The organism is Sorangium sp. So ce693 (assembly GCF_051521375.1).
GTDB classification, from domain to species: Bacteria; Myxococcota_A; Polyangia; order Polyangiales; family Polyangiaceae; genus Sorangium; species Sorangium atrum.
Genome location: NZ_CP150347.1, coordinates 11,287,177 through 11,310,948, shown reverse-complemented (window position 1 = coordinate 11,310,948; position 23,772 = coordinate 11,287,177). Strand labels below are relative to the sequence as shown.

Sequence of the window (23,772 nt, the reverse complement as noted above, 5' to 3'; positions counted from 1 at the left end):
CCGTGCTGTTTAGGCCGGCATGCCGTGCTCCCGACTCGCCATGTCGATCGCTTTGCTTGCGCTCATCTCCGGCTGCGCTGCCCGCCCGCAGTCGGCCCTGCCCGTTGCCATCAAGGTTCCGCACCCGCCTGCCCCGCGTTCGTCCGAGTCCAAGGGCGCTGAGGACACTGCGCCCGGCGGGGCGCTCCTGGTCTGGGGCCGCACGGGCGATGGGCCGCCTCGGACATGGCACCTCACCGAGGAAGGCGCGGTGATCCGCGAGGAGCCCGGGATCGTCGTGGCGACCGGTCGAGGGGAGTGGCGCTGGGAGGTGAGCGAGGTGAAGGTGGAGACCTCGGCCTGCGAGTTCGGGCCCGGGGAGACGCGCGAGCCGGGCGAGGGGACCGCGCACCGCGCGGAGCTCGTGCTGCGCGGGACAGGCGCGCGCCAGCAGGTGATCGCGCCGTCGGACGCGGACGGGAGCAACGTGATTCAGCACGAGGCGGAGGCGATCGGGAGCGTCGGGCCGTACCTGTTCATCGAGGAGCGGACGTACAGCGACGCGTGCGGCGCGCACGGCTTCGTGGGCGTGGGGTTCATGGTGTGGGACGCCGACAAGGGCGCGATCGTCGATCTGCTCGCCGAGGTGTCCAGCGTGCCGGCGCTGCAGGGCGAGGCCGAGGCGCTCCTCGACGAGGAAGAGGACGACCCGGAGGCCGCCCGGCAAGAGGAGAATGCGCCGGAGCTCGTGCAGATCGCGCCGGCCTACGACGCGCGGGGAGCGCTCCGGGTGACCGCGAAGCTCGCGCGCTCTGCCTGTTATGCCTGCGGCGACGGCGCGTGGAGCTCCTACACGCGCTCGGCGGTGGTGCCCGCCAAGAAGGCGCCGGAGCGCCTCGCGGCGTGGGCGTCCCCGCCGTCCGGCATGCAGAGCTTCCTGGCGGAGCACCCGGACCTCATCGTCGGCGGCTGGTCGCGGGCCGGCAGGGCCGAGTGAGCCGAGCGAGCCACGCTGGCTCGGCCGGCCGCGCGACGAGGGCGGCGCGCGGTGCGCCGCGGTCACGGCCCCGCGTCAGAGCAGGTCGTCCAGGTCGTCCATGGCCTGCGACAGGTCCTCGCTCATCTCCTTCAGCTTCTCGCGGTCTTTCTCGAGCAGCACCGCCTGCGCCGCGCGGGCCTTGTCCCCGAGCTTCCGCGCGGCGAGCACGTTCTCGAGCAGGTACCGCCGCTCGGTCGCGCCGAGCGCCGCGAAGGCGCGTCGCAGGACCGGGAGCGTGTCCTTGAAGCGCTCGGGAAGGATGCCCCCGAGGAAGGCGTCGAGCGCCTCGACCACGGGGCGGCTCTTCACGAGCACCAGCGCGTTCACCTCGAGGAAGCCGGCCAGGAACGACGCCGCCGCCTCGGGCGGAGCCGCGCTCCCGAGCCGCAGGCCGACGACCCGCGCGACCTCCGCATCATCGATGACCTGCGCCAGGTAGAGCAGCCCGCACGCGAGGCCCGAGGCCGTGGGGTTCACCGCGTCGCTGTCCACGAGCGCCCGCGCCGCCTCGAACCACGCGGCACGGTCGACGATCGGCTGCGACAGCGCCACGTCGTGCAGCGTGCGCAGCGCCTCCTTGGCCGGGGCGACCGCCTCGTCGCTGCCCGTGCAGCCGCCGTGGACGCGCAGGACCGCGCGCGCGAACGTCTTCTCCAGCATCGTCGCGATCACGCCGTCGCCGAGCGACGACAGTGAGCGCGACGACCCGAACGACGCGAGCCCCGCGAAGGCGCGGCACGCCCGGGCGAGCGACGGCAGGTCGCTGTCGCCCGCGGCGAACCGGTCGCACGCGTCGAGCGCCGAGGCCGCCGCGCGGGCGCTCGACGCGAGCACGGCGTTCAGCAGCACGTCGGCGGCCTCGCCCGTCGTGTGGCACGCCGCGAGGTCCTCCTCGAGCAGCCGCGTCGCCACCTGCTCCAGCGTGTCGCCGAGGACGATCTTCTCGACGAGCGCGACGTCGGTCGCCGGCGTCCACTGCGCCTCCCACGTCTCGCTCAGCTGCCGGAGCAGCTCGTCCGGCGGCACCTCGCTCGCCGCCTGCCCGCGCCGCTGCCCGCGAGCGCCCGCGCCGCCCCGCCCGGCCGCTCGGGTGCCGGCGTACGCCGCGTAGGGGATCTTCGCGATGCGGAGCCGGTGCAGGAGCACGCTCGTCCCGACCTCGACCTCGTTCGTGAGCGACAGCCGGAACGACTCGGGCGCGTCGGTGGCGGGGAGCCTGCGCTCGCGCACCTCGCGCCAGAACTCCTCCTGGAGCGAGTTCTTCCCGATGCCGCCCCCGACGCGGCCCACGTTGCGCCCGATGACGGCAGGCCAGAGGAAGCCGTCGACGTGCGTGGCGTCGCCGCGGCACATCGTGGCGATCGTCGCCTCGCGCACCTCGTCGAGGCCGGGCTCCGCCTTGCCGCGGAGCTCGGCGAGCGAGACCGCGAGGCGGAAGGCCTCGATGGTGTCGGCGAGCGAGGCCATGAAGCCGCGGAGGCGGAGGTGCTCGGTGAAGTCGATCAGCACCTCGAGGGTGGCGCGCCGGAAGTCGCCGCCCGCGTCGTGCGCGCGCTGGTAGTACTGCGGCGCCCGGTTGCCCGCGCCGTAGCCGAGCTGCTCGGAGAGCCGCGGAAAGCTGAACGGAATGAGCGTCACGGCGCACGGGATCGGCGCCGGCAGCCGCGCCTCGAGCGCCGGATCGACGTCGCGCGCCGCGAACGCCGCCGCGTGCGCCGCGCCGAGCACGGCCGCGACCTCGTGCGGGGCGAGGTCCGGCCCCATGCGCTCGAGGATGCTCCGCGCCATGTAGGCGTCGCGCGCCCGGTGGATCAGCCGGTCCCCGTCGCTGCGCACCAGGTCCGCGTACGCGAGCAGGGCCTCGCGGAACGGCCCGGGATCGTAGCGGGGCGCCTCGAACGAGGCCTCCCAGAACTCCTCGAACGAGCGGAAGCCCCGGGCGCGCGCGCAGGCCGCATAGATGCTCTCCTGCGGCTCCTCCGCGCTGGCCGGCCCGCCGTCGCCGCCGTCCCCTGCGCCGCCGTCGTCTGTGTGCTCGCCGTGTTCACCGTGGTCACCGTGCTCGCCGCGGTCCTCGTCGATCTCGCGCTCGTGGCCGCCTGGATCGTCGGCGTCGTCGTGGCCGACCGGGGCGCCGTCGAAGGGCGCGAGCGTCGTGCCGACGGGGATGTCGACGAGCTCGACGCGCGCGCCGTGCTCGAAGGCCCATTTCACCGCGACGTACTCGGGCGAGTAGGCGGCGAACGGCCACAGCGACGACGCGGGCTCCCCGTCGGTGCGGTAGCCGAGGATCGCCACGGGCGGGACGGTCTTCGGGTCGACGAGCGCCTCGAGGAGCGGCGTAGCGTCGCTCGGGCCTTCGACGAAGATCGCCTTCGGGCGCACCTCGTCGAGGTAGGCGCGCAGCGTCGCGCTGGAGCGCGGCGAGTGGTGGCGCACCGGGAAGAGGTGCACGGCGGCGAGCCGGTCGAGGTCCATCGGGTCCCTTCAGATCGCGAGGCGCTTCTTGGCGGAGGCGTAGAACTCCTTCCAGAGCCCTGCGCGGCCCTTGGCCACGGTCTCGCAGTACTCGCGGACGGCCTTGAGGTCGTCGCCCCCCTCCTTGCTCACGGCGCCGAGCAGCGACCGGGAGAGGTCGTCGGCGGTGACCTTCCCGGTGCCGAAGTGCTGCGCGAGGATGCCGCTGTTGAAGAGCACGCTGATGGCCTCCGCGGTCGACAGGACGGAGCCCGGGGTCTTCACCTTGGTCTTGCCGTCCTTGGTGACGCCGGCGCGGAGCTCCTGGAAGAGCGTGACGAGCAGCTTGGCGAGCTCGGCGGGCGGCTCGACGCCGACCTGGTAGTCGCCCCGGAGCTCGGCCTCGCGCTTCTGCACGATGCGGATCTCCTGCTCGAGGTCGTCGACGACGGGGACGGTGATGAAGTTGAAGCGGCGCTTGAGCGCGGCGCTCATCTCGTTGACGCCGCGGTCGCGCGTGTTGGCGGTGGCGATGAGGTTGAAGCCGCGCTGCGCGGGGACGACCTGGTCGAGCTCGGGGACGGCGATCTGCTTCTCGGACAGGATGGAGATGAGCGCGTCCTGGATCTCCGACGAGGTGCGGGTGATCTCCTCGAAGCGCGCGAAGCGCCCGTCGCGCATGGCGCGGAGGATGGGCGAGGGCACGAGCGCCTTCTGCGAGGGCCCTTCGGCGAGGAGCAGGGCGTAGTTCCAGCCGTATTTGACGTGCTCCTCGCTGGTGCCGGCGGTGCCCTGGACGACGAGGGCGCTCGTGCCGCTGATGGCGGCCGAGAGGTGCTCGGAGAGCCAGCTCTTGGCGGTGCCCGGCTCGCCGACGAGCATGAGGGCGCGGTCGGAGGCGAGGGTCGCGAGGGCGACCTGCACGAGGGCGCGATCGCCGATGTACTTGGGGGAGATCGCGACGCCGCCGACGGGTTTGTCGCTGCCGAGGATGTACGTCTCGACGGCCCTCGGCGAGAGGCGCCACCCGGGCGGCCTCGGCGCCGTGTCGTTGGCGGCGAGGGCCGCGAGCTCGTTTTCGTACTTGGTCTCGGCGGGCTGGCGGAGGTCGCTCATGGGTGGCGCAGGAGGTTACCGCAGAACGGGGCGGAGAGCGGGAAAGAGAGCGGCGCGAGCGGACTCGATCTCCTCGCCATCACAGCAGGTCCTCGACAAGGTGATCGAGCTCCTCCTGTGGAATGCCGGGATCGGGCACCCGCCGCCCGAGCCGTTCGATCTGCTCGACGGTCGGGTATCTGAGGTTCCTCAGGTCGGTCGCGTTCACCTGGGTGTGCCCGTTGAACTGTCGAACGTGTGTATCCACGAGGGTCGAGTTCAAGAAGGCCACGATGCCCCGCGCCATCACGGCCGGCAGCCCTCCGCCGCTTCGGTGGAGCACGTTGAGGTGGTTCTCGAACCCGATCCTGGCTCCCGGAGCGCTCTCGGGCGTGAAGAGGGCGGCGACGACCCGCCGCCGCTCCTCTTTCGACGAGAAGCGCTTGACGAGCACGTAGTTCCCCCTGGGCATCCAGAGATCGGCCGTCTCAGGCGCGTGCACGAGGGCGTTCGGCTTCTTGCCGCGTTTGGGCCAGCAAACGACGCCCGACGCGAGGTGCGTCGGGTAGATCAGCGGACCGGTGCCCCTGTCGGGCTCCTGACGCAAGAACTCGCGCGCTCGGAAGTCGACGACCTTTCCCGTCGAGACGCCCACATCCAAGTCCGTCAATCGGGATGGCATGCGAGCGAACGTCGCGGCGACCTTCTCCCCGGCGTCATCCGGCACCACGTGGATGAACAGCTCGGGATCTCCAGGCCGGACGACGTGTTCGAATGGCACGGAGCGGACGGACAGCGGCCCGCCCCCGGGACCGCGCGACGACGAGATGGCGACGGACCCGCACTGGCCGCCTCTGACGGCGTGAATGATGACGTTCTCTTGAAGGACCTCGTCCTCCGCGAACGCCGCTTTGCGCGATTCGAAGACGTGCACCCTTCGCAGCGACATCTCTCGGAAGAACAGCTCCCGGAATGGCCGAAAGTAAGGACCATTGCAGAAGCTCCGGGGGGTGATCGCGACGAGCTCCCCGCCCGGCTCCAGGAGAAGGATCGCGAGACCAAGAAAGGCCGTGTACAGGTTGCTGGTCTCGAGGCCCACGCGCCGCAGCGCCGCCCTGGCCTCGGTGTCCGAGTTGAGCTTCTTGTAGGGTGGATTCAGGATCGCGTGGGTGAACGAGCGCGGCATGCCCGGGCGAGGCCGGTCGCCGTCGAGTTGCTCGACGGCCGACCGGATGAAGTCGGCCTCGATGATGCGGGCGGTGAAGTCGATCCCGGCGCCGGCGCATTCGTCGCGACACGCGCGCGCCGTCCGACGCAGGTACGCCGCGAGCCGTGGGTCGATCTCGAAGCCGGTCGCGCGGATCGCGCTCGGGCGTATCCGGCGGGCACATGCGCTGGCCGTGAACGCCGCGAGGAGGCTGCCCACGCCGGCGCCGGCGTCCAGCACGCGGATCTCCTCGCAGGACCGCTCGAACAGCGACGCCATGAACGACGCCACCGGCGGCGGCGTGAGGAACTGACCCAGCTCGGACCGCGTGCGGGGATCGAGCGCCCGCGCGGCTTCGATGCGGTGGAGGTCGACGCGGTCGAGGAGCGGCGGCAGGGCGGCTGCCTCGAGTCTCGCTGCCCGGCTCATCGATGACGTGGTTACCGCAGCTGGGGCATCGAGCCAACCGTGCCTGGTCGGTGAACGCTCCGTGGGCGCCTTGCTGGGGAGGCGGCGCCCGCGGCGCGCCGCTCAGGCGGCCTCTTGCCGCGCCGCCACCGCGGCGAGCGGCGGTATCCCGAAGCGCTCGCGCACCTCGTCGAGCGGCAGGTGGACGACGTCCCAGAAGTTCCAGCGATCGCTCAGATCGACCTTGCAGGCCGCGCCGCGCGCTACCGCGCGCAGCACCTTGCGCGCCTCGAAGAGCCCGACCTGCGGCGCGGCGACGGGCGTGATCTGGATCCCGAGGTGGAACTGCAGCATCACGAAGAGCAGGAAGGCGAAACCGTCGCGCCGGATGAACCCCGCCTGGAAGGAGCCGGCCTGGATCTCGCCCGCAGGATCGGTGTCGTACTCCGCGAGCACATGGCCGAGATCGTGGAACACCATGCGTTCCGGGATCGCGTCCCGGCTCTCGCCGGGGAACAGGAAGCCGCGGGCGGTGCAGTGCTCCCAGAACACCCGGCCGAACGTGCCCTCGGGCAGGAGCCCGAGCTGCTTGTAGCGGAAGGCCCGCGAGCGATCCGCGACGCCCGCGCGGAAGAAGGGCCCGACGAGACTGCGCACGCCGGACAGGCCCTCTCTCCTCAGGACCTCGCCGGCGAACGCGCCGACGAGCCTGCGCCTCACGGCGGCCTTGGCGAGCCCCCTGTGACCGCGCGCCACGAGGCGGAGCACGCCCACGCCCTGCTCGCGCACGCCGAGCGCCCGGGCGAGCGCCTCGACCGCATCCACCTCGGCCGCGGTGACCTCGCCGTCCGCCATCGCGGTCACGAGCGCGAGCTGCACCAGCCGCTTGCGCCGGTGCGGATCCGGGATCGCGCTGGCCACCGCCTCGGGCGCGACGCGCGGCAGCCCGTCGACATCGGCGCAGGCGCCGTGCAGGGCCGCGAGCTCCTCCAGGACGGCGCGCTGCTTCGGGTCGAAGCGTGCGGGCGCGCCGTCGGCCAGGGCCACTTCCCGGAGCGCGCCGAGCGCGGCCGGGATCTCATGAGAAAGAAACACGACGATATCCATGCTGACCTCCTCTTCAGACAAGGGGTTTCACGCGAGGCGCCCCGCGACCGGGCTCACTCTCGCTGGAACGCGCTGATCGCTGACAGGATCGCCGCCGAGATGTCCGTCGGCAGCGACCTGGCCGTCTCCATGATCACCCGGACCCGCTCCACGCTCGCCTGGTCGACGAAGCGGCGGCCGAGCGGCGTGAGCGCGAGCGTCTTCGCGCGGCGGTCCTCCGGATCTTCCTGCCGCGCCAGGAGCCCCCGCTGCACGAGGCCATCGACGAGCCGGCTCCCGGCCGAGGCCGAGAGCCCGAGCGACGTGGCGAGGGCGGTGACGCGCACCGGGCCCTCCTGATCGACGAGGTGCAGCGCGGCCACCTGCGCCACGCTGAAGTCCTCCTCGTGCAGCGCCCGCGCGAGCCCCGCGATGATGCGCGAGAACATCATCCGCGTGAACCGCTCGAGCGGCGAGCCCAGGATCTTTTGCTTGTTCACAATATTGTCTATTACGCATTAGTTGTCATTGCGCAAGTAAATGCCGACGCGATCGCGCGATCACCAGCGCCGGTCCGTCCGCCGCGGAGGGCGGGCAGGCGCGCCGCGCGACCGCCACCGACCGGCGCGGCCGGTCGGCCGCACACGCCGGCCGCTTCGCGGGGTGGTCGCGTCGGGGCGGCGGTCAGTCGCGGGCGGCGGTCACTTGCGGGCGCCGGTCACGTGGACCTCGCGGAGGCGCGCCCGCGCCGCCGCGTAGTACGGCTCGATCTCCTTCGCCGCCGGCGTGCCCCAGAGGTTCTTCCGCTCCTCCGGGTCGCTCGCGAGGTCGTAGAGCTCGAACCGGGCGCCGCCCGAGATCGTCAGCTTCATGTCGCCGCGGAGGAACGACCGCCGCGCGTCGTTGTACGGCCCCGCCGGCATGTCGATCAGCACGTCGCGCGCCTCGGCCTGCTCGCCCGGGGCGAGGAACACGTCGGGCAGGAGCGACGCGCCCGACAGGAAATCGCTCGCGTGCGCGCCCTCGCCAGGCCCGGGCGCCCGCATCAGGTCGAGCAGCGTCGGCGCGAGATCGATCAGGCTGCGCCGCGCCGAGACCCGGGACGGCGCCGCGCCCGGCACGTGGACGAGCAGCGGCACCCGCACGAGCTCCTCCCAGAGCTCGAAGCCGTGGCGGAACATCTTGTGCTCGCCGAACGCCTCGCCGTGATCGCTCGTCACGACGATCGCCGTGCGCCCGGCGAACGGCGCCGCCGCGATCGCGTCGAGCAGCCGGCCGATGTGCCGGTCCGTGAACGCCACCTCGCCGTCGTAGAGATCCCGCTGCGAGGCCGCGCCGAAGCCCGCCACGTCGTCGTGCCGGAGGTAGTCGGCGTGCGGGTCGAGGTAGTGGACCCACAGGAAGAAGCGCTCGCCCGTGTTCTCGGTCGACCCGAGCAGCCGCAGCGCGGCGTCGGTCAGCGCGGCGCTCGTCGCCTTGTTGTCGACGTCCCAGGGCGCGCCCTCCGGCGGCGCCGCGGACATGTCCACCACGTCGAAGCCGCGATCGAGCCCGCCGAAGCTGCCGAAGTAGCGGTGCCCGTGCACGCTCATCGTGCGCACCCCGGCGCGCTTCAGGCGCTCGGCGACGAACGTGTCCTCCTCGCTGAACTTGTTGAAATGCCCCCAGTTCCTGTGGGTCTCGCTCCCGTACTTGCCGATGAGCATCGGGCCGACGCTCTTGCCCGTGTAGGACGCGAGCGAGTACGCGCGCTCGAACACCGTGGAGCGGGCCGCGAGGCCGTCGAGGTTCGGCGACACGGGCCGCTGGTTGCCCGCGTAGCCGAGGTCCGCGCGGAGCGTGTCGACCGTGACGAGGACGACGTTCAGGTCCGCCGGCAGGCGCGCGGCGGACGACCCGGGCGAGTCGGCGCCCGGGGCCGCCTTGGGGGCGGGGGCGAGCGCGGCGAGCGCCGCGGACGTGAGATCGCCGCCGGAGCAGTCGTCGTCGACGCCGTTGTCGAGGATCTCCTGGGCCAGCGGGTGGACGCGCGCGTCGTGGTCGTCGCAGTCCCCGCCGCCGAAGAGGGCGGCCGCGTGGTCGCCGTCGCGATCGGCGAGGCGGCGCAGGACCGCGAGGCTCTTGCCCCCGACGGGCGCGCCGCGCTCGATCGCCTGCGCCACCGCGGGCTCCGCGTTGAGCGCGGAGGCGGCGCGCGTGGTGAGCGCGAGCGGCAGGAGCGCGGCGAGGAGCGCGACCGGGGCGCGCGCCGTCCGGACCGCGGCCGGCGCGAGGAAGGCCGCGAGCGCGACGACGAGCAGGAGCGCCGGGGCGCGCAGGTCGAGCTCGGGGCGCTTGAAGATGCCGTAGATGCCGAGGAAGCCGCCCTCGCCCGAGACCCCGCCCGTAGCGACCCCGAGCGCGAACAGGGCCGCGGCGATCCCGAGCGCGACGCCGCCCGTGACCGCCGGATCGACGCAGGCGGGGCGGCCGTCGCTGGCGTTGGCGAGCGCGCGCCGGAGCGGCGGCGTGAGGGCGAGGACGGCGAGGCCCGCGATGAGGCCGAGGCCGAGCGCGCCCGCGGCGACGGCGGTGCCCACCAGGAGGGGCGCGGCCTCGAGGCCGAGCAGGGCGCGGGCGAGGTGGGCGCACAGGGTCATCCAGAGGAACGCCGCGAGCACCGCGAGCGGCACGAACGCCGCGATGTCGGCGGGCCGGCCGATCGCACGCACCCGCAGCGCGCCCACGAGCGTGGCCGGCGACGGCGGGCTCGACGGGTCGACCACGATCGCGGAGGCGCCCGCGAGCAGGCCGACGACGAGCGCGACGGGCGCGAACACCCCGATGTCGGCGAGGTAGGTGGCGAGCTGGAAGGTGGCGTCGTCGCCGGCGCCCGCCGTGGCCCACCCGGCGTCGAGCGACGCGGCGACGACGCCGAAGACGCTGGCGCCGAGCGCGCTCCTGGCGAGCCGCCCCGCCCACGCGGGGGCCAGCGTCGGGACCGCGGGGCCCGGCGAGCTCGAGGCTCGCTTCACGCCGGGCTCCGCTTCCGCGCCATGGGGTGAGCGGCGTCGTAGACCTTGAGCAGGTGGTCGATCGAGACGTGCGTGTACCGCTGCGTGGTGGCGAGCGAGGCGTGCCCGAGCAGCTTCTGGATGGCCCGGAGGTCGGCGCCGCCGTCGAGCAGGTGGGTCGCGCAGGTGTGCCGGAGCGCGTGCGGGTGCAGGTCGGCCCGGCCGGCGCCGAGCGCGCCGTAGCGCTGCACCAGCGCCTGGACGCGGCGCACCCCGATGCGCGCGCCGCGGCGGGACAGGAAGAGGGCGCGGGGGTCGCGGGCGCCGGTCGTCGGATCGGTGAGCTCGTCGCGCCGCTCGAGGTAGCGCTCGATGGCGGCGAGGGCGTGGGAGCCGAGCGGGACGATCCGCTCCTTGTTGCCCTTGCCGACGACGCGCACGGCGGCCCTGTCGGCCGGGTGCCGGTCGACGTGGGCGAGGTCGAGCCCGCAGAGCTCGGAGACGCGCAGGCCTGCGCCGTAGAGGGTCTCCAGCATGGCGCGGTCGCGGAGCCCCTCGGCCGTCTCGGCGCCGGGGATCTCCATGACCTCGGCGGCGGCGTCGACGTCCAGGAAGGTGGGCAGCGGGCGCCGGACCTTGGGCAGGGCGAGCTGGGCCGCCGCGTTCTTGTCGACCTCGCCGCGCCGCTCCAGGTAGCGGAGCAGGGCGCGGGCGGCGCCCACCTTGCGCGCGATCGAGGCGGGCGCGTGGGTGCGCGCGAGCGAGCCCAGCCAGCCGCGCAGGAGGAGCACGTCGAGGCCATCCACGGCCGGGGCCTCGTCCGGAGCGGGAGCCTCGCCGGTGGCCGGGGCCTTGCCGGCGGCCGAGGCCTTGCCGGCGGCCGAGGCCTTGCCGGCGGCCGAGGCCTTGCTGCGCGCTGGCGCAGGGCGGTGGTCGGCGTTCGCGGCCGCCTTCTCGCGGGCGAAGCGCGCGAGCTGCTCGAGGTCGCGCCGGTACGCGTCCACGGTGTGGCGCGAGGCCCGCCGCTCGGCCGTGAGGTAGGTCAGGAAACGCGCGATCGCCTGCTCCAGCGTGGTCCCGCCGGATCGATCGCCGCTCCGCCGCGCGTGCATCACGGGTTTGCCCTACCACCAGGACGGCGCCGCAGGCAAAGACTCGCCGCTGGCCGAGCTGGAGCGCCGCTCGGCCGGCGCCGCTGCGCGGCGCGGCGAGGGAGCCGGGCGCTGGCCGGAGGGGACCGCGGCCGGCGGTCGCCAGGTCCCGGCGGCAGGTGGAGGTCGCAGGGCGCGTCGCGCCATGCCCTGTTAAAAACGCACTTCACGGATCACGAGCGAACACCCACCCGGTGGGCGACATGGCGTGAGCGCCGTGCTGTCCAGGATGGTCCATGAGCTGCGCTGTCGAACCGTGAATGGGACTGCCGAGCAAGGCGGCGACGATCTGCTGTTTCGACGCGCGTGAGACCGACGCCCGCTCGCTCGCAGCGAAGGAGCCCCTCAATCGTAGTTGCCCCTGACGGACCGCGACGCGATGCGCTTGTGAACCCGATCGTGGAAGGTCCTCGATGTGTAGGGCGCTTGGCCGTGCCGGCGCGGGCGATATCGCTCCGGATCAGCCATTCCGCTGCTGGGCTCGCAGCGCTTCGGCCTACTCGCACGCCTCGCCGAGGACGTACCCGTATTTGCAGATGCAGCGGCACTCGACCTCGAACTCAGGCTCGTTGCACGCCGGCCGGACCTGCCGCACCTGCTTCGCCGTCCGGCCCTCCCTGTCCTTCACCTGCACCACGATCTCGTAGTCGTGATCGAAGATGTCGCTGCTCGACCAGTTGTTCGGGCAGACTCCCACGTTCGCGAAGGTCGAGATGTCGGCGTCGACGCTCGCTCCCCAGCCGTCGCCGGTCGGCTTGAGGTTGACCGTCCTCGACTCGGACATCACACGCCCGGACATGGGATCGCGGAGCGAGCCCGACAGCTGGACACCGCAGGCGCTCAGGTTCGTCGCGCGGACACCCAGGAAGAGCACCCGCCCGCCCTGCGGCGGCATGATGATGTCGATCCCGTCGCCGTCGCTCACCGGGTGCGCCGCGTCGCTCGAGTCGAGCGCGGTGACCTCCATGCGGATGTCGGCGCCCTCCTCGCCCAGGTACCCGAGCTTGCAGGCGTCCTCGACCGGAGGGGGATCCCCGCCGTCGTCGGCGCACGCCGGCGCGGCGAGCAGCAGCGCAGCGAGCCCACGGCTCGCCGCAGCGGGCCAGACCATCAGCGGTCCCGCCCCTCCGGCGCCGGAGGCTCATCCCCGTCGTCCTCCGGCTCCTCCCGCGGGATGGGCGCGCGCGGGCGCCTCGTGGCGCCCAAGGAGCTGGAGCTGGTCGGCGCCATGGTGATCGGCGCCATGGTGATCGGCGCCATCACCCGCGAGTCCGGCGTCGCGCGCTGGGACAGCGCGTCGCCGCGCCACCTGCCGTCGACGTCCGCCTCGGCCCGCCCCGGCGCCTCGCTGGACGTCGCGCTCCACTCATGAAGACCAGCCTGTGGGAAGGGCGTGCGCTCGGCCAGGTACGCCGCGAGCAGCCGATCGCGCTCGAGCTCTTCCGTGCTCGGCGGCGGGGGAGGATCGAGCGTCGGCAGCTCGTCGGTCCACGTCAGGTCCGCTTCGTCCAGGCTCGGGCCGGACCCGGAGCTGGAGAACGCGCGCGGCGCGTTCCGCTCCGTCGGGACAGGCTCCGGGGCGTAGCTCGGGGCACCACCCGGCGCATGGCTCGAGGCACGGGCCGGCGCCGGGCTGGGGATACGGGGCTGCGCGTAGCCGGGGGCACGGTCCGACGCGTGGCTGGAAGCACGGGCCGGCGCCGGGCTGGGGATGCGGGGCTGCGCGTAGCCAGGGGCACGGTCCGACGCGTGGCTGGAAGCACGGGCCGGCGCCGGGCTGGGGATGCGGGGCTGCGCGTAGCCAGGGGCACGGTCCGATGCGTGGCTGGAAGCACGGGCCGGCGCCGGACTGGGGATGCGGGGCTGCGCGTAGCCAGGGGCACGGTCCGACGCGTGGCTGGGAGGACGTGGCGACGCGTAGCCAGGGGCGCGGTCCGACGCGTGGCTGGAAGGATGTGGCTGCGCGTAGCCAGGGGCGCGGTCCGACGCGTGGCTGGGAGGACGTGACGACGCGTATCCAGGGGCGCGGTCCGACGCATGGCTGGAAGGACGGGGCGGCAGGTAGCCAGGGGCGCGGTCCGACGCATGGCTGGAAGGACGGGGCGGGGTGTACGTGGGCGCGTGATCGAGCGCGCTGGCGGGCGGATGCTCGGACGTGAAGGAGGGGCTCCGCGAGGTCGGCGGCGGCCCCGGCGGCGGCGGATCGATGGTCGGGAGCTCGTCGTCCCAGTCCCAATCCTCCGGATCGACTCGGGAATCCGACCGGCGCGCCGACGCGCCGAGCCGGAGATCACCCGACCTCCGCGACGCCGGGAACCCCGCCGGAGGGCCGATCGTCGGCAGCTGGCCCACGCCCTGGTCCCGCGCCGGCGCGTCGTCCCGGCGCTCGGTCTGCCGCGACGGGCGCGTCGGCTCGGGCGCGGGCACGGAGTACCTCGTCGACGCGACCTGCCCGAAGGGCCGCGAGTCCCGCGGCAACCGCGGCGGAGGAGGGACCGCCATCGCCGCGCGCGCCGCCGCCGTCGAGGGGGGCGGCTGCGTCGAGATGAGGTTCTCGTCGCGACCCCGCTCGGCCGGCGCCGGGCGCTCCGCCTGCGCGGGCTGCCGCGGCTGCACGCTGGTCGGCGACGATCCGGCCTGCGCGGCGCTCGTGAGCGGCTTGCCGAGCCACGCGGCCTCCTTGCGCGCCTGCGCGGAGCGCGCGCCGTCCTCCGAGCGGAGCGCGCGCGGCGCGAGCGTGTCGCCCGGCTCCGTCGGCGGGACCTCGTCGCCGAAGAGCACCGGCGCGGCCGCCGTCACGCGCGACTCCACCCCCGCTGCGCCGCCCCTCCCGGGGCGGAAGCCGAACGCGGCGCGGATCGCCCGCTCGTGGTGAGGCTCGACCTCGACGGGCCGGACGATGAAGCACGGCTCCGCGCCCGGCGCCCGCACCGAGAGGTCGACGTCGAGCGGCGCGCCGAGGAGGTGACCCTGCTCGTCGAACAGGACGCGCACCGGCGGCTGCGCGAAGTGCGCGGGCGACAGCGGCGTCGAGAGGACGACCCCGAGCTCGCCGGTGCTCAGCTGCACGAACGTCCCGGTCGGGATGATGCCGAGCGCGCCGACGAGCAGCTTGCCGATCGCCCGGTCGGTCGCGCTCTCGGCGCCCGCGATCATGCGCTGGAGCACGGCGTCGAGCGACGAGGCGCCGCCCGACGCGGTCTCGATCGTCGGGAAAGGCGCCGTCCGGAGCTCCGTGAACTGGCGGGCCGCCGCGAGGATCCGCGCGAGCACCGTGGGGCTGCGCCGGCCGCCGTAGAGCGGGCCCTGCCGGCCGCCTTGCCGGAGCGCGAGCGCCTCGTAGGCGATCACCGTGCGCGTGATCGAGGGCGCGTGCAGCTTGCCGAGCGCCGTCAACATGACGGCCGCGCTCGCGGGCAGCCGCTCCTTCTCATCGTCGCTCAGGCCGCGCTCGAGGAGAGAGCGCGCGACAGGCTCGCCCCCGTCGGCCGAGCCGGCGAGCACCCCCGTGAGCCGCAGCCGGCTCACGTCGTAGAGCAGCGCCGCCGTGACGAGGCTCCCGAGCATCCTCCTGTCGGTCGTGAGCTGCCGGGCGATGCCCAGCGCGACGATCGCCGTGGACACGCTGATGCCCGCCTCGTCCGGGTCGGCGATCTTGCCCGCCGCGACCGAGAGCAGGAGGCGCGCGTCCTCCTCGGCCGCGGCCACGAGCTTCTGCGCGACGCGCTTCACCCGCTGCGGCAGGATCGCCGGGGACGAGCGCAGTGCCGCGTAGAACGACCGCATCACGAGGATCGCCGCCGCGTAGGTGCGGCTGATCCGGCCGATGCGCGTGCCGTCGCCGTCGATGGCCCCGCCAGGGAACGGGTTCGTGAGCTTGCGGACCCGGACGCCCCTCAGGCTCGACTGGAGGAGCCGCGCGGCGATGCTGCGGTCGCGCTGGGCGTCGGCGAGGAGGCGGGCGAAGGCGGCGAGCTCGGCGCGACGGACCGTCTTGTCGAGCACGAGCTCCGAGACGTCGCAGGCCTCGAAGAAGCTGCCGAGCTCCAGGGCGACCTCGTACGTCTCGCGCGAGGCGCGGAGCATCTGGCCGTTGATGAAGAGGGTGTTGCCCGCGAACACGATCGTCGCGGCCTCGCTCCCCGACAGCTCGCAGAACTGGACGATGCTGTCGATCGCGGATGGAACGAGCGACAGCACCGCCTGGTTCGAGTCGCTGTGCAGGAGGCACGCCTTCGCGAGCCGGTAGATCATCTGCACGAGGCCGAGCGCCGCGCGGCGCCGCACGTCGGCCTTCACGCCCGAGATCGCCGTGTCGCCGGTGCTCTCGTGGAGGTTGGCTTTCTCCTCGCTCACGGCTTCCTCCCGCCCCGGGGGGACGGAGACGGCGCCGGCTTCGTCGAGGGGACCGCGCTGCTCGGCGCGGGCTCGACGGCCGTGCGGGACGGCGCGCCGAGCGACAACGAGGCGGGGCCCTGCCGCACGCTGTACGGCGTGGCGCTGGCGCTCGAGGGCGGGGCGGGGGACCTCGGCGGCATGGCCGGGCGCGGCATCGACGCCGGCATCGGCGGCGGCGCGGCCGTCGGGGTGGACGACGCGGCAGAGGAAGGCGGCGGCGGCCCACGCCGGCTGAACGGCACGGAGGTGGGAGGCGCCGAGGCGGCGCTCGTCGAGGCGGGCACCGGCGACACGAGCGGCGCCCTGTAGGCGGGTCGGCCGGCGTCGCCGCCGTTCGGGGCCATGGTTCCGGGGCGCGGGGTGCTCCACGGCTCGAGCTGGTCCGGCAGGCTGAGCGGCCCGCCCGGGCTCACGCGCCGGACCGAGACGGGTGAGTACGAGCGCTTTGCGCGGGAGGGCGGCGCGCTCGCGTCCGGGGGCGCCGGCACCGGCGGGCGCTCGCTCGGGCGGGTCGGCGCGACCAGGCGCGCGGCGATCGCGACCGCGGCGCGCGCGGCGGCGTCGCGCACCGGCGGGGTGTTCCACCAGCGCGGCTTGGTCGCCTCCTTGACCGCGCGGAGCGCCTCGTAGCTCCGCGCCTGGCAGAGGAAGTGCGCGGCCAGCTCGCGGGTCTGCTCGATCGCCTCGGACGGGATGAGCTGGCGCTTCTCGAGCAGCTCGATCGCGAGCTTCTCGGCCCGCGCGGGGTTCAGCTGCGCGACGGTCTCGAGCCACTGCCGCCGCTCTGCCCCCGAGAGGTCGTGGAACGACGGCGCGACGATCCTCCGCACGAGCGTCGGGCCCGCGGCGAGGACGCCGAGCTTGCCGATGAGGCGCAGGGCCTCGCAGCGCACCGGCGGCGCGGGGTCGTCGAGGAGCTTCTGGAGCTCGTCCCGGACGCGCTCGGCGGCGGAGCTCGCGGAGCCGCTCTCGCTCGCCGCGGCGTCGGGGAGCTCGGCGAGCGCGCTGATGCGCACCTCGACGTGCGGGCTCACGAAGCCTGCCTCCAGCGCGGCGAGGGCGCCGGGGGTCTTGAGCTGCGCGAGCAGCTGGAGGAGCGTCAGGGCGAGGGGGACCGGGGCGCGAGAGAGCAGGTCCCCGAGCTCGGCCTCCCGGCCCGGCGCCCACCGCCGCATGTACGCGAACAGGACCTCGCGCAGGCGCTCGGACTGCACCGCGCCGTGGCACTGGCATGCGGCGCTGAAGAGCGAGCCGTCCTCGAGCGCGTCGAGCGCGTGGGCCAGCCCCTCGACGATCGCCGGGTCGAGCGGCGCCACGCTCCGGCTCGCGCCGGTCTGTGCCGCGTTCCGGCTCGCGCCGGCCAGCATGGTGTTCCGGCTTGCGCCGGCCTGCGCCGCGCTGCGCCCTGCGTCGGCCTGCGCCGCGCTCCGGCCTGCGCCGGCCAGCATGGTGTTCCGGCTTGCGCCGGCCTGCGCCGCGCTTCTGCCCGCGCCGGCCTGCGCTGCCACGCCTGCGGACGCCGCGCCGCCGAGGGCAGCGCCTGCGGACGCGGCGCCGGTGGCCGCCGCGCCATGGCTCGCCGCGCCGGGGGCTGACGCACCGGCGGCCGCCGCGCCGGCGGCCGCCGGCTCCTCCGGGTGAGCGGTCGCGAGATCGTTGAGGATCGCCCTGAGCGCCTCGACCGGGAACATCGCCTGCGCGAGCGCCCGGTCGACGGCGCGCGGCGAGAGCTGCGGCAGCGCGGCGCTCTGTCGACTTGCCGCACCTGCCGCACCTGCCGCACCTGCCGCACTCGCCGCGCCGCGCTGCATGCCGTCGAGCCGCGCGAAGAACGCGCGCCGGAGCATCGTCTGCACCTCGAACGCGAGCTCGTAGCTGTGCAGGACGATCTGGTCGGCGGTCCACGCGGTGAGCGCCCCCGTCATGCGGACCTCGTCGCCGTGCCGGACGGCGTCCACATAGCCGTCGACGAACGCGTCCATGTAGCGCTCGTTCCACTGCTCCGACGGCAGCGAGATCTGGGCGCCGAGCGTGCTCCGGGTCAGCGGGTCGATGGCGAGCGCCGAGGCGGCCGCGCCGGTCTCCGCGAGCGCGGCCTCGACGTTCCTCTGCAGCGCCCTGCCCGCGAGCGAGCTCTCGTCCCAGAGGCTCTCGATCTGCGCGAGGGCGCGCGCCCCTACCGCGACCTCCCGGCACTGCTCCTCGAAATCCTCCAGATCCTCGTCGCCCTCGGCGAACTGGTCAATCGCCATGTACGCGATGTGCTCGAAGCGCCGGTCCCAGAGCGCCGTCACGGCGTCGTCGTCCTCGCCCATGCCGAAGCTCTGGTCGCGGAGCAGGATGGCGGCGAAATCGCGGAGCTCGGCCTCGGTGATGCCGGCCTTGATCTGGATCTTCCGGATGCCGTCGGCGAAGAGCTGGTAGGGGATGCGATCGAACGGGGGCCTGTCGGGCTGCCAGATCGGCTGGCCGCCCGAGGTGAACGCGCTCGGGCTGACCTCCCAGCGTACGCCGAGGGGGTTCTGCGAGAGCGTCCGCGTGATCTCGTCGAAAGCGAAGTGGATGCCCTTGTTCACGTGGGGGTGGTTCCACCCGTACTGGCGGATGTTGCTGAGCACGAGCGCGAGCTGCTTCCAGACGCCGACGAGCCGCTGGCAGGTCTGCTCGACGAGCGCGATCGACGGCGGATCCTGGTCCTCGTCGATGGTGTCGTTGCCGCGGACGAGCACGCGCGGCGCCTTCTTCTCGCGCGAGGGCGTCAGCTGGCCGGCGGCGTGCGCGGCCGTCAGCCGGCGGAGCTCGCCGCGCATCGCGGCGGCGCTCTGGAAGCGGCCCCCGCGCTCGAAGGCGAGCGCCTTGTCGACGAACGCCACGATCTCGACAGGCAGGTCGGGGACCTCGGTCGCGATCGACGGCGCGGTCTGCGTCGCCGCGAGGAAATACGACTCGGACTCGCTCCGACCGCGGTTGAGCCGCTTGCCCGAAAGGAGGGTGAACAGGCTCGCGCCGACCGACCAGAGGTCGGACCGGCCGTCGATGCCTGACACGCCCATCGCCTGCTCGGGCGACATGAAGGCCGGCGTGCCGAACGTGAGCCCCGCGCGCGTGGCCTGCCGCTCGGGATCGCGCATCCGGGCGATGCCGAAGTCGAGGACCTTCACGTGGCCGGCGCTCGTGACGAAGATGTTCGCCGGCTTGATGTCGCGGTGGACGATGCCGATCGAGTGGCACTTCTCGAGCAGATCGAGCACGACGTCGAAGACGGGCAGCACCTGGGCGACCGGGAGGGTGCCGCCGGCGCTGCTCGCGAGCCGCTGGAGCGTGGTGCCGGAGAGCAGCTCCATGACGAGGAACGGCTCCCCGCGGTCGCTGAGGTCGTCCTCGACCACGGCGACGCGCGCCGGGTGATCGACCCGGTTCGCGATCTTGCCCTCGCGCAGGAAGCGGTCCCGCAGCTCGGCGTTGCGCGCGAACTCGATGTGGAGGACCTTGACCGCCGCCCGCGTCCCCCTGCGGTGGGTCGCCGCGAACACCGCGCCCATGCCGCCGACGCCGAGCAGATCGTCCAGCCGCCACTTGGCGTTCAGGGCTGTCCCGATCCGCGCAGCGGCGGTGTCCACGAGGTTGGGCTCCTCGGCGTGCAGGTCGAGCGGGGCCATAGACCGGGCAGCGATCAGGGGCCGCGCAGTGCGCGGCAGAGGGCGAGCAAGCCTGGCCGAGCATACATGGTTCCCGCTCAAGCGCGAACCATGACAAGAACGTCCGCCCCCACGGAATAAAGGTGGGAGAGGCATCCTGTGGGGCTGCTGCCAGGGGCCTCGCAGCGCGCAGTTCGCGTTGGTTCACGTCGGTTCACGTCGGTTCACGTCGGTTCACGTCGGTTCACGTTCACGCGTGCACCCGATAGACGAGCACGACCCAGCGCGGAGAGCGCCGACATTCCCGGACAATCACCGACGATTCCCCGCTTCAGCGCACGTCCAGCCGCGGCGCTGCGCCGGCGTCCTGCTCGGGGGCGCCTGGCCACTCGGGGCACGTGGCGCGGTAGTCGATGCCGGGCATGAGCTGCGCCCATTCCTCGCGCGTGAAGTTGCGCCCGGCGTAGGCGCACGCGCGCGCCATCAGGGACTCGGCCGCGATCGAGAAGACGCGCGCCGCGCCGTCGTTCGCGGCGGTCACGACGCGGGTGGCATCCGGGCTCAACACGGCGTCCGTCAGCGTGACGCCCTCGGCGCGGAGGGTGATCGCCTCGCCCTGCCCGTCGACGGGGAGCACCCGCGCGATGCCGTCGCTCGACACCGCGACGAGGCGCGCGCTGTCGCTGCTGAACGCGACGGTCCGGACCGCCGCGCCGAGGCCGCTCAGGAGGAGGGGCTGGCCCTGGCCGTCGATGCGGAGCAGCCGCACGCAGCCGTCGAGCGCGGCGATCGCGACGTGGTTCCCGTCCGGGCTCACCGCGATCGCGGCGATCGCGCGGTCCTCGTACCCCGACGGGAGCACGCGAGGGGCGCCGCGGCCGTCCGCGGGCCACACCTTCACGTTGGGCCCCGACGTCGCCACGATGTGCTGGCCATCCGGGCTGAACGCCGCCCTGAGCAGCCCCGCGCGCTCGTCGCGCAGCACGACGGGCTCGCCCGGGACGCCGTCCTCGAATACGCGCAGGATGCCGTTCCACGAGGTCGTGACGATCCGGGTGCCCTCCGGGCTGAAGGCGACGCCCACCACCCGGTCGTCGTGGACGCCGAGCACGATCGGCTGGCCCCGCCCATCGGCGCGCCAGATCCGCGCCGTCTTGTCGGCCGAGCCGGTGACGACGCGGCTCCCATCGGGGCTGAAGTCGACGCTGAGCAGGTGGTCCTCGTGCCCGCGGAGGACGACGGGCTCGCCCGAGCCGTCGACCCGGAAGACGCGCGCGGTCTTGTCGGTCCCGGCGGTGGCGATCCTGCTGCCGTCGTGGCTGACGGCGATGCCGGTCAGCGGCCCCGCATGGCCGCGCAGGAGCAGCGGCTCGCCCGGCCCGTCGAGCCGCCACACCCGCGCGGTGCCGTCCTCCGACGCGGTGACGACGCTCGCGCCGTCGCGGCTGAAGGCGGCGCTGTTCACGACCCCCTCGTGGCCCTCGAGGACCATCGGCGCGCCCTTGCCGTCCGCGCGGAAGACGCGCGCGGTCCCGTCCGCGGAGGCCGTGACGACCGCGGCGCCATCGGCGCTGAACGCGGCGCTGCGCACCGCGCCCTCGTGCCCGTGGAGGACGACGGGCTCACGCCGGTCCGCGCCGAGGATGCGCGCCGTCCCGTCGCCCGTCGCGAGGACGACGCGGTCGTCCACCGGGCTCGTGTCCGCGCCCTCGACGCCCGGCCCGAGCCCCTTCAGCGCCGCGGGGGCGCCGTGCCCGTCGGCGCGGACGACGTAGACCGTCCCGCTGATGGCCGTGGCGAGGATCCGGGCGCCGTCGTGGCTGAACACCGCGCGCCGGATGAGCCGCTCGCCCAGGGGCACGACGAGCGGCGGCTCGCCCTCCATGTCGGGGCGCCACACGTAGATCGCGCCGCCCGTCGTCCCCGCGACGACGCGGCTGCCATCCGGGCTGAACGCCACGCTGGTCGGCGCGGCGTCCCTCGTGCTGAGCGCGCGGTCCTCGCGGCCGTCGGGGCGCCACAGGCGCACCGCGCCGTCGGTCGACGCGGTCGCCAGGAGGCTCCCGTCGTGGTTGAACGCGACGGCGACGACGCCGCTGGGGGTGCGGGCGCGCAGCACGAGCGGCTCGTCATGCCCGCCGAGGCGGAAGATCCGCGCGGCCCCGTCGGCCGAGGCGGTGGCGACGAGGCGGCCGTCGGGGCTGAAGGCCGCGTGCTGGACCGCGCCGCCGTCCCCGACGAGCACCTCCTGGTCGACGGCGGGGCCCCAGACCGCGTCGCCGAGCGCCTGCACCACGGCGGGGCCCGCGGGGCGGCCGCTCGCCCTGGCGGCGAGGGCCGCCTCCACGGCGAGCAGGCGCGCGCGGGGTAGCAGGCCCTCGGCGCGCTCCTTCGCCGACTGGGCCGCGAGCCGCCGGGCGTCGTTCTCGCGCGACTCCTGCTGCGCGCGGAGCAGCGCCCGCTCCTCCTTCCCCATGTGCCAGAGGAGCACGAGGATCAGGCCGCCGAGCAGCGTGACGGCGACGGCGAGCACGGTGATGAGCCGCCGCGTCGATCGCCTCTGGCCCTCCGCCCGCGCGCAGGCGGAGAGGAACGCCGTCTCCTCCGCCGAGAGGTCTCCCCGCCCGTCGCACCACGACGTGAGCTCCGCGAGCGCCACGCCGCCCACGAGGTAGTCGTCTCTCTGCCCGTGCGACAGCCAGCGCGCGAGCGGCTCCCTGGTGGCCCGGTCCGCCTCGCGCGACAGGACCCACGCCCGGTCGAAGACGTGGCGGAAGACGCGGTTGCGCACGTCGAGGTACGGCGCGCCCGAGGCCGCCGTCCGCTCCACGGAGAGCCCCGAGAGCAGCAGCGTCCGCTGGACCGGGTCCCCGGCGTCGACGCCCACCCGGTGGCCATCGAGCAGCTGCTTGTACAGCCGGAGGAGCGCCGGCGCCCGCCCGCAGCGGGGCCCCTGCGCCTCCAGGCATCGCTCCGCGTGGCGCAGGTTCGGGTCCTCGGTCCGGCCCTGGTCCAGGAACCGCCGCGCCACGGCCTCGTCGACGTCGAGATCGCGCCGCTCTCCGGCGAGATCGGCGCAGAGCCGCTGCGTCATGTAAGGGTGCCCCGAGGTCCACGCGAAGACCGCGTCGAGCAGCGCGTCGGGGTCGGCCGCGAGCCCCTCCAGGCCCGCGCGGAAGCCGCGCACCTCGGCGCGGGTGAAGTCGTCGAGCCGGATCGGGCGGCCGATGTTGAACGGCGCGCGCGCCGGATCCGCGGCGAGCTCCGAGGGCGCCGCCGCCCCGAGCAGGCAGAAGGTCAGCCGGGCGTTGGCGGGGCGCTCCGCGCGCCGGTTCACGAAGGCCCGGAGGATGGCGAAGAAATCGTCCCGCGAGAACGGCAGGTTCAGCGTGGCGTCGACCTCGTCGACGAACAGGACGATCGCGGAGGAGATCTCCACGAGCACGACGTCCTCGAGCCAGCGCAACCAGCAGTGCACCGGCCCGAGGTGCCAGTGCGCGTCCCAGAACTCGTCCGGCGGCTCCAGCCCGAGCTGCTCGGCGATCTCCGAGGCGAGCCCGAGGTACCAGCTCACCGGCGAGGTGGTGTCGGTGCCGAGCGCCCCGAGATCGACGCTCGCACACTCCACCTGCTCGGCGCGGAGCCGCATCGAGACCTGGAGTCGCAGGCTGGACTTCCCGGTGTGTCGGGGCGACAGCACATAGCAGAGCTCTCCGCGCAGGAGCGCCTCGAAGAGCTCTCTGTCCGCGGGGCGCTCGATATAGATCACGCCCTCGCCCACGGTCCCGCCCGCCTGGAACCGGCGCCTGTGATCTCGGGCACTGGCCTTCGCCTGATCGAGGTCGGGAGGCGCCGAGAAGGTCACGAATCTGACGGTGCCATGCGACGCCAGGACCGTCAACGGAACGACAGCCCGTGTCGCTGGCGTCCGCGGTGAAACAAGAGGGCTCGCGACGGGGCGGTGAATGTCACGCGAATGTCGCCTCGACCCGGTGGGCTGGCGCTCACGCGATCGGGACTCGTCCGCGGAGGCGCCGGCGACGCGCGGCCCGGGCTCTACTGTGCGCCTGTGCGCCTGCGCGCCTGCGTTGCGCGCGGCGCGATTGCGTGTGCGCCGATCGTGTCGCGCCGCGAAAGCCCGCTTTTTACGTCCAGAAATCGTGGACCGGTCCACTGCTGCCGGTGTAGCGTCCGCGCCGTGCGAGGTGCGTTGAGGGTGGGGCAGAATCGCGTCGTGGCCGTGCTGGCCGCCGTGCCGCTGCTCGTCTGTGCATTGCGCTCTGCGGCTCGGAGGGCTCCTGCGGATACTACGGCTTTGCCT

The 23,772-nt window shown here is 74.0% G+C and carries 12 protein-coding genes; 1 reads left to right on the top strand and 11 read right to left on the bottom strand.

Annotation, left to right across the window (positions count from 1 at the left end; genetic code table 11):
* Window positions 1–19 precede the first annotated feature (19 nt).
* Entirely contained in the window at window positions 20–976 is a 957-nt protein-coding gene (locus WMF14_RS42165; RefSeq protein ID WP_437796045.1) for a hypothetical protein, read from the top strand.
* 75 nt (window positions 977–1,051) lie between these two features.
* On the opposite strand, the gene WMF14_RS42160 is transcribed toward WMF14_RS42165, so the two are convergent.
* The 11 genes from WMF14_RS42160 to WMF14_RS42110 form a co-directional block, all read right to left on the bottom strand.
* Window positions 1,052–3,496, bottom strand: coding sequence for a DUF5682 family protein (locus tag WMF14_RS42160; RefSeq protein WP_437796042.1), 2,445 nt, complete (start codon window positions 3,494–3,496; stop codon window positions 1,052–1,054).
* Between the two features lie 9 nt (window positions 3,497–3,505).
* Window positions 3,506–4,591, bottom strand: a complete 1,086-nt coding sequence (locus tag WMF14_RS42155; protein WP_272102259.1) for an ATP-binding protein — start codon at window positions 4,589–4,591, stop codon at window positions 3,506–3,508.
* Between the two features lie 79 nt (window positions 4,592–4,670).
* Entirely contained in the window at window positions 4,671–6,206 is a 1,536-nt protein-coding gene (locus WMF14_RS42150) for an Eco57I restriction-modification methylase domain-containing protein (RefSeq protein ID WP_437796039.1), read from the bottom strand.
* A gap of 102 nt (window positions 6,207–6,308) precedes the next feature.
* A complete protein-coding gene (locus WMF14_RS42145) occupies window positions 6,309–7,292 on the bottom strand; it encodes a hypothetical protein (protein WP_437796036.1) in 984 nt (327 codons plus the stop codon).
* Between the two features lie 53 nt (window positions 7,293–7,345).
* Window positions 7,346–7,771, bottom strand: coding sequence for a MarR family winged helix-turn-helix transcriptional regulator (locus WMF14_RS42140; RefSeq protein WP_437796034.1), 426 nt, complete (start codon window positions 7,769–7,771; stop codon window positions 7,346–7,348).
* Window positions 7,772–7,972: 201 nt separating this feature from the next.
* On the bottom strand, window positions 7,973–10,285 hold the full coding sequence (locus WMF14_RS42135; protein ID WP_437796031.1) for a sulfatase-like hydrolase/transferase: 2,313 nt from the start codon (window positions 10,283–10,285) through the stop codon (window positions 7,973–7,975).
* Window positions 10,282–11,376: a tyrosine recombinase XerC gene (locus WMF14_RS42130; protein WP_437804397.1), complete on the bottom strand. Its 1,095-nt coding sequence runs from the start codon at window positions 11,374–11,376 to the stop codon at window positions 10,282–10,284. Before WMF14_RS42130 ends, WMF14_RS42135 begins: the two co-directional genes overlap by 4 nt.
* Before the next feature lie 535 nt (window positions 11,377–11,911).
* Window positions 11,912–12,526 carry a hypothetical protein gene (locus WMF14_RS42125; protein ID WP_272102270.1) on the bottom strand — a complete coding sequence of 205 codons (615 nt, stop codon included), beginning with the start codon at window positions 12,524–12,526 and terminating at the stop codon, window positions 11,912–11,914.
* A complete protein-coding gene (locus tag WMF14_RS42120; RefSeq protein ID WP_437796028.1) occupies window positions 12,526–15,771 on the bottom strand; it encodes a hypothetical protein in 3,246 nt (1,081 codons plus the stop codon). The genes WMF14_RS42125 and WMF14_RS42120 overlap by 1 nt, the downstream gene beginning before the upstream one ends.
* On the bottom strand, window positions 15,768–19,472 hold the full coding sequence (locus WMF14_RS42115) for a protein kinase domain-containing protein (RefSeq protein ID WP_437796025.1): 3,705 nt from the start codon (window positions 19,470–19,472) through the stop codon (window positions 15,768–15,770). Before WMF14_RS42115 ends, WMF14_RS42120 begins: the two co-directional genes overlap by 4 nt.
* Before the next feature lie 310 nt (window positions 19,473–19,782).
* Window positions 19,783–23,316: an AAA-like domain-containing protein gene (locus WMF14_RS42110; RefSeq protein ID WP_437796022.1), complete on the bottom strand. Its 3,534-nt coding sequence runs from the start codon at window positions 23,314–23,316 to the stop codon at window positions 19,783–19,785.
* Window positions 23,317–23,772: the final 456 nt, after the last annotated feature.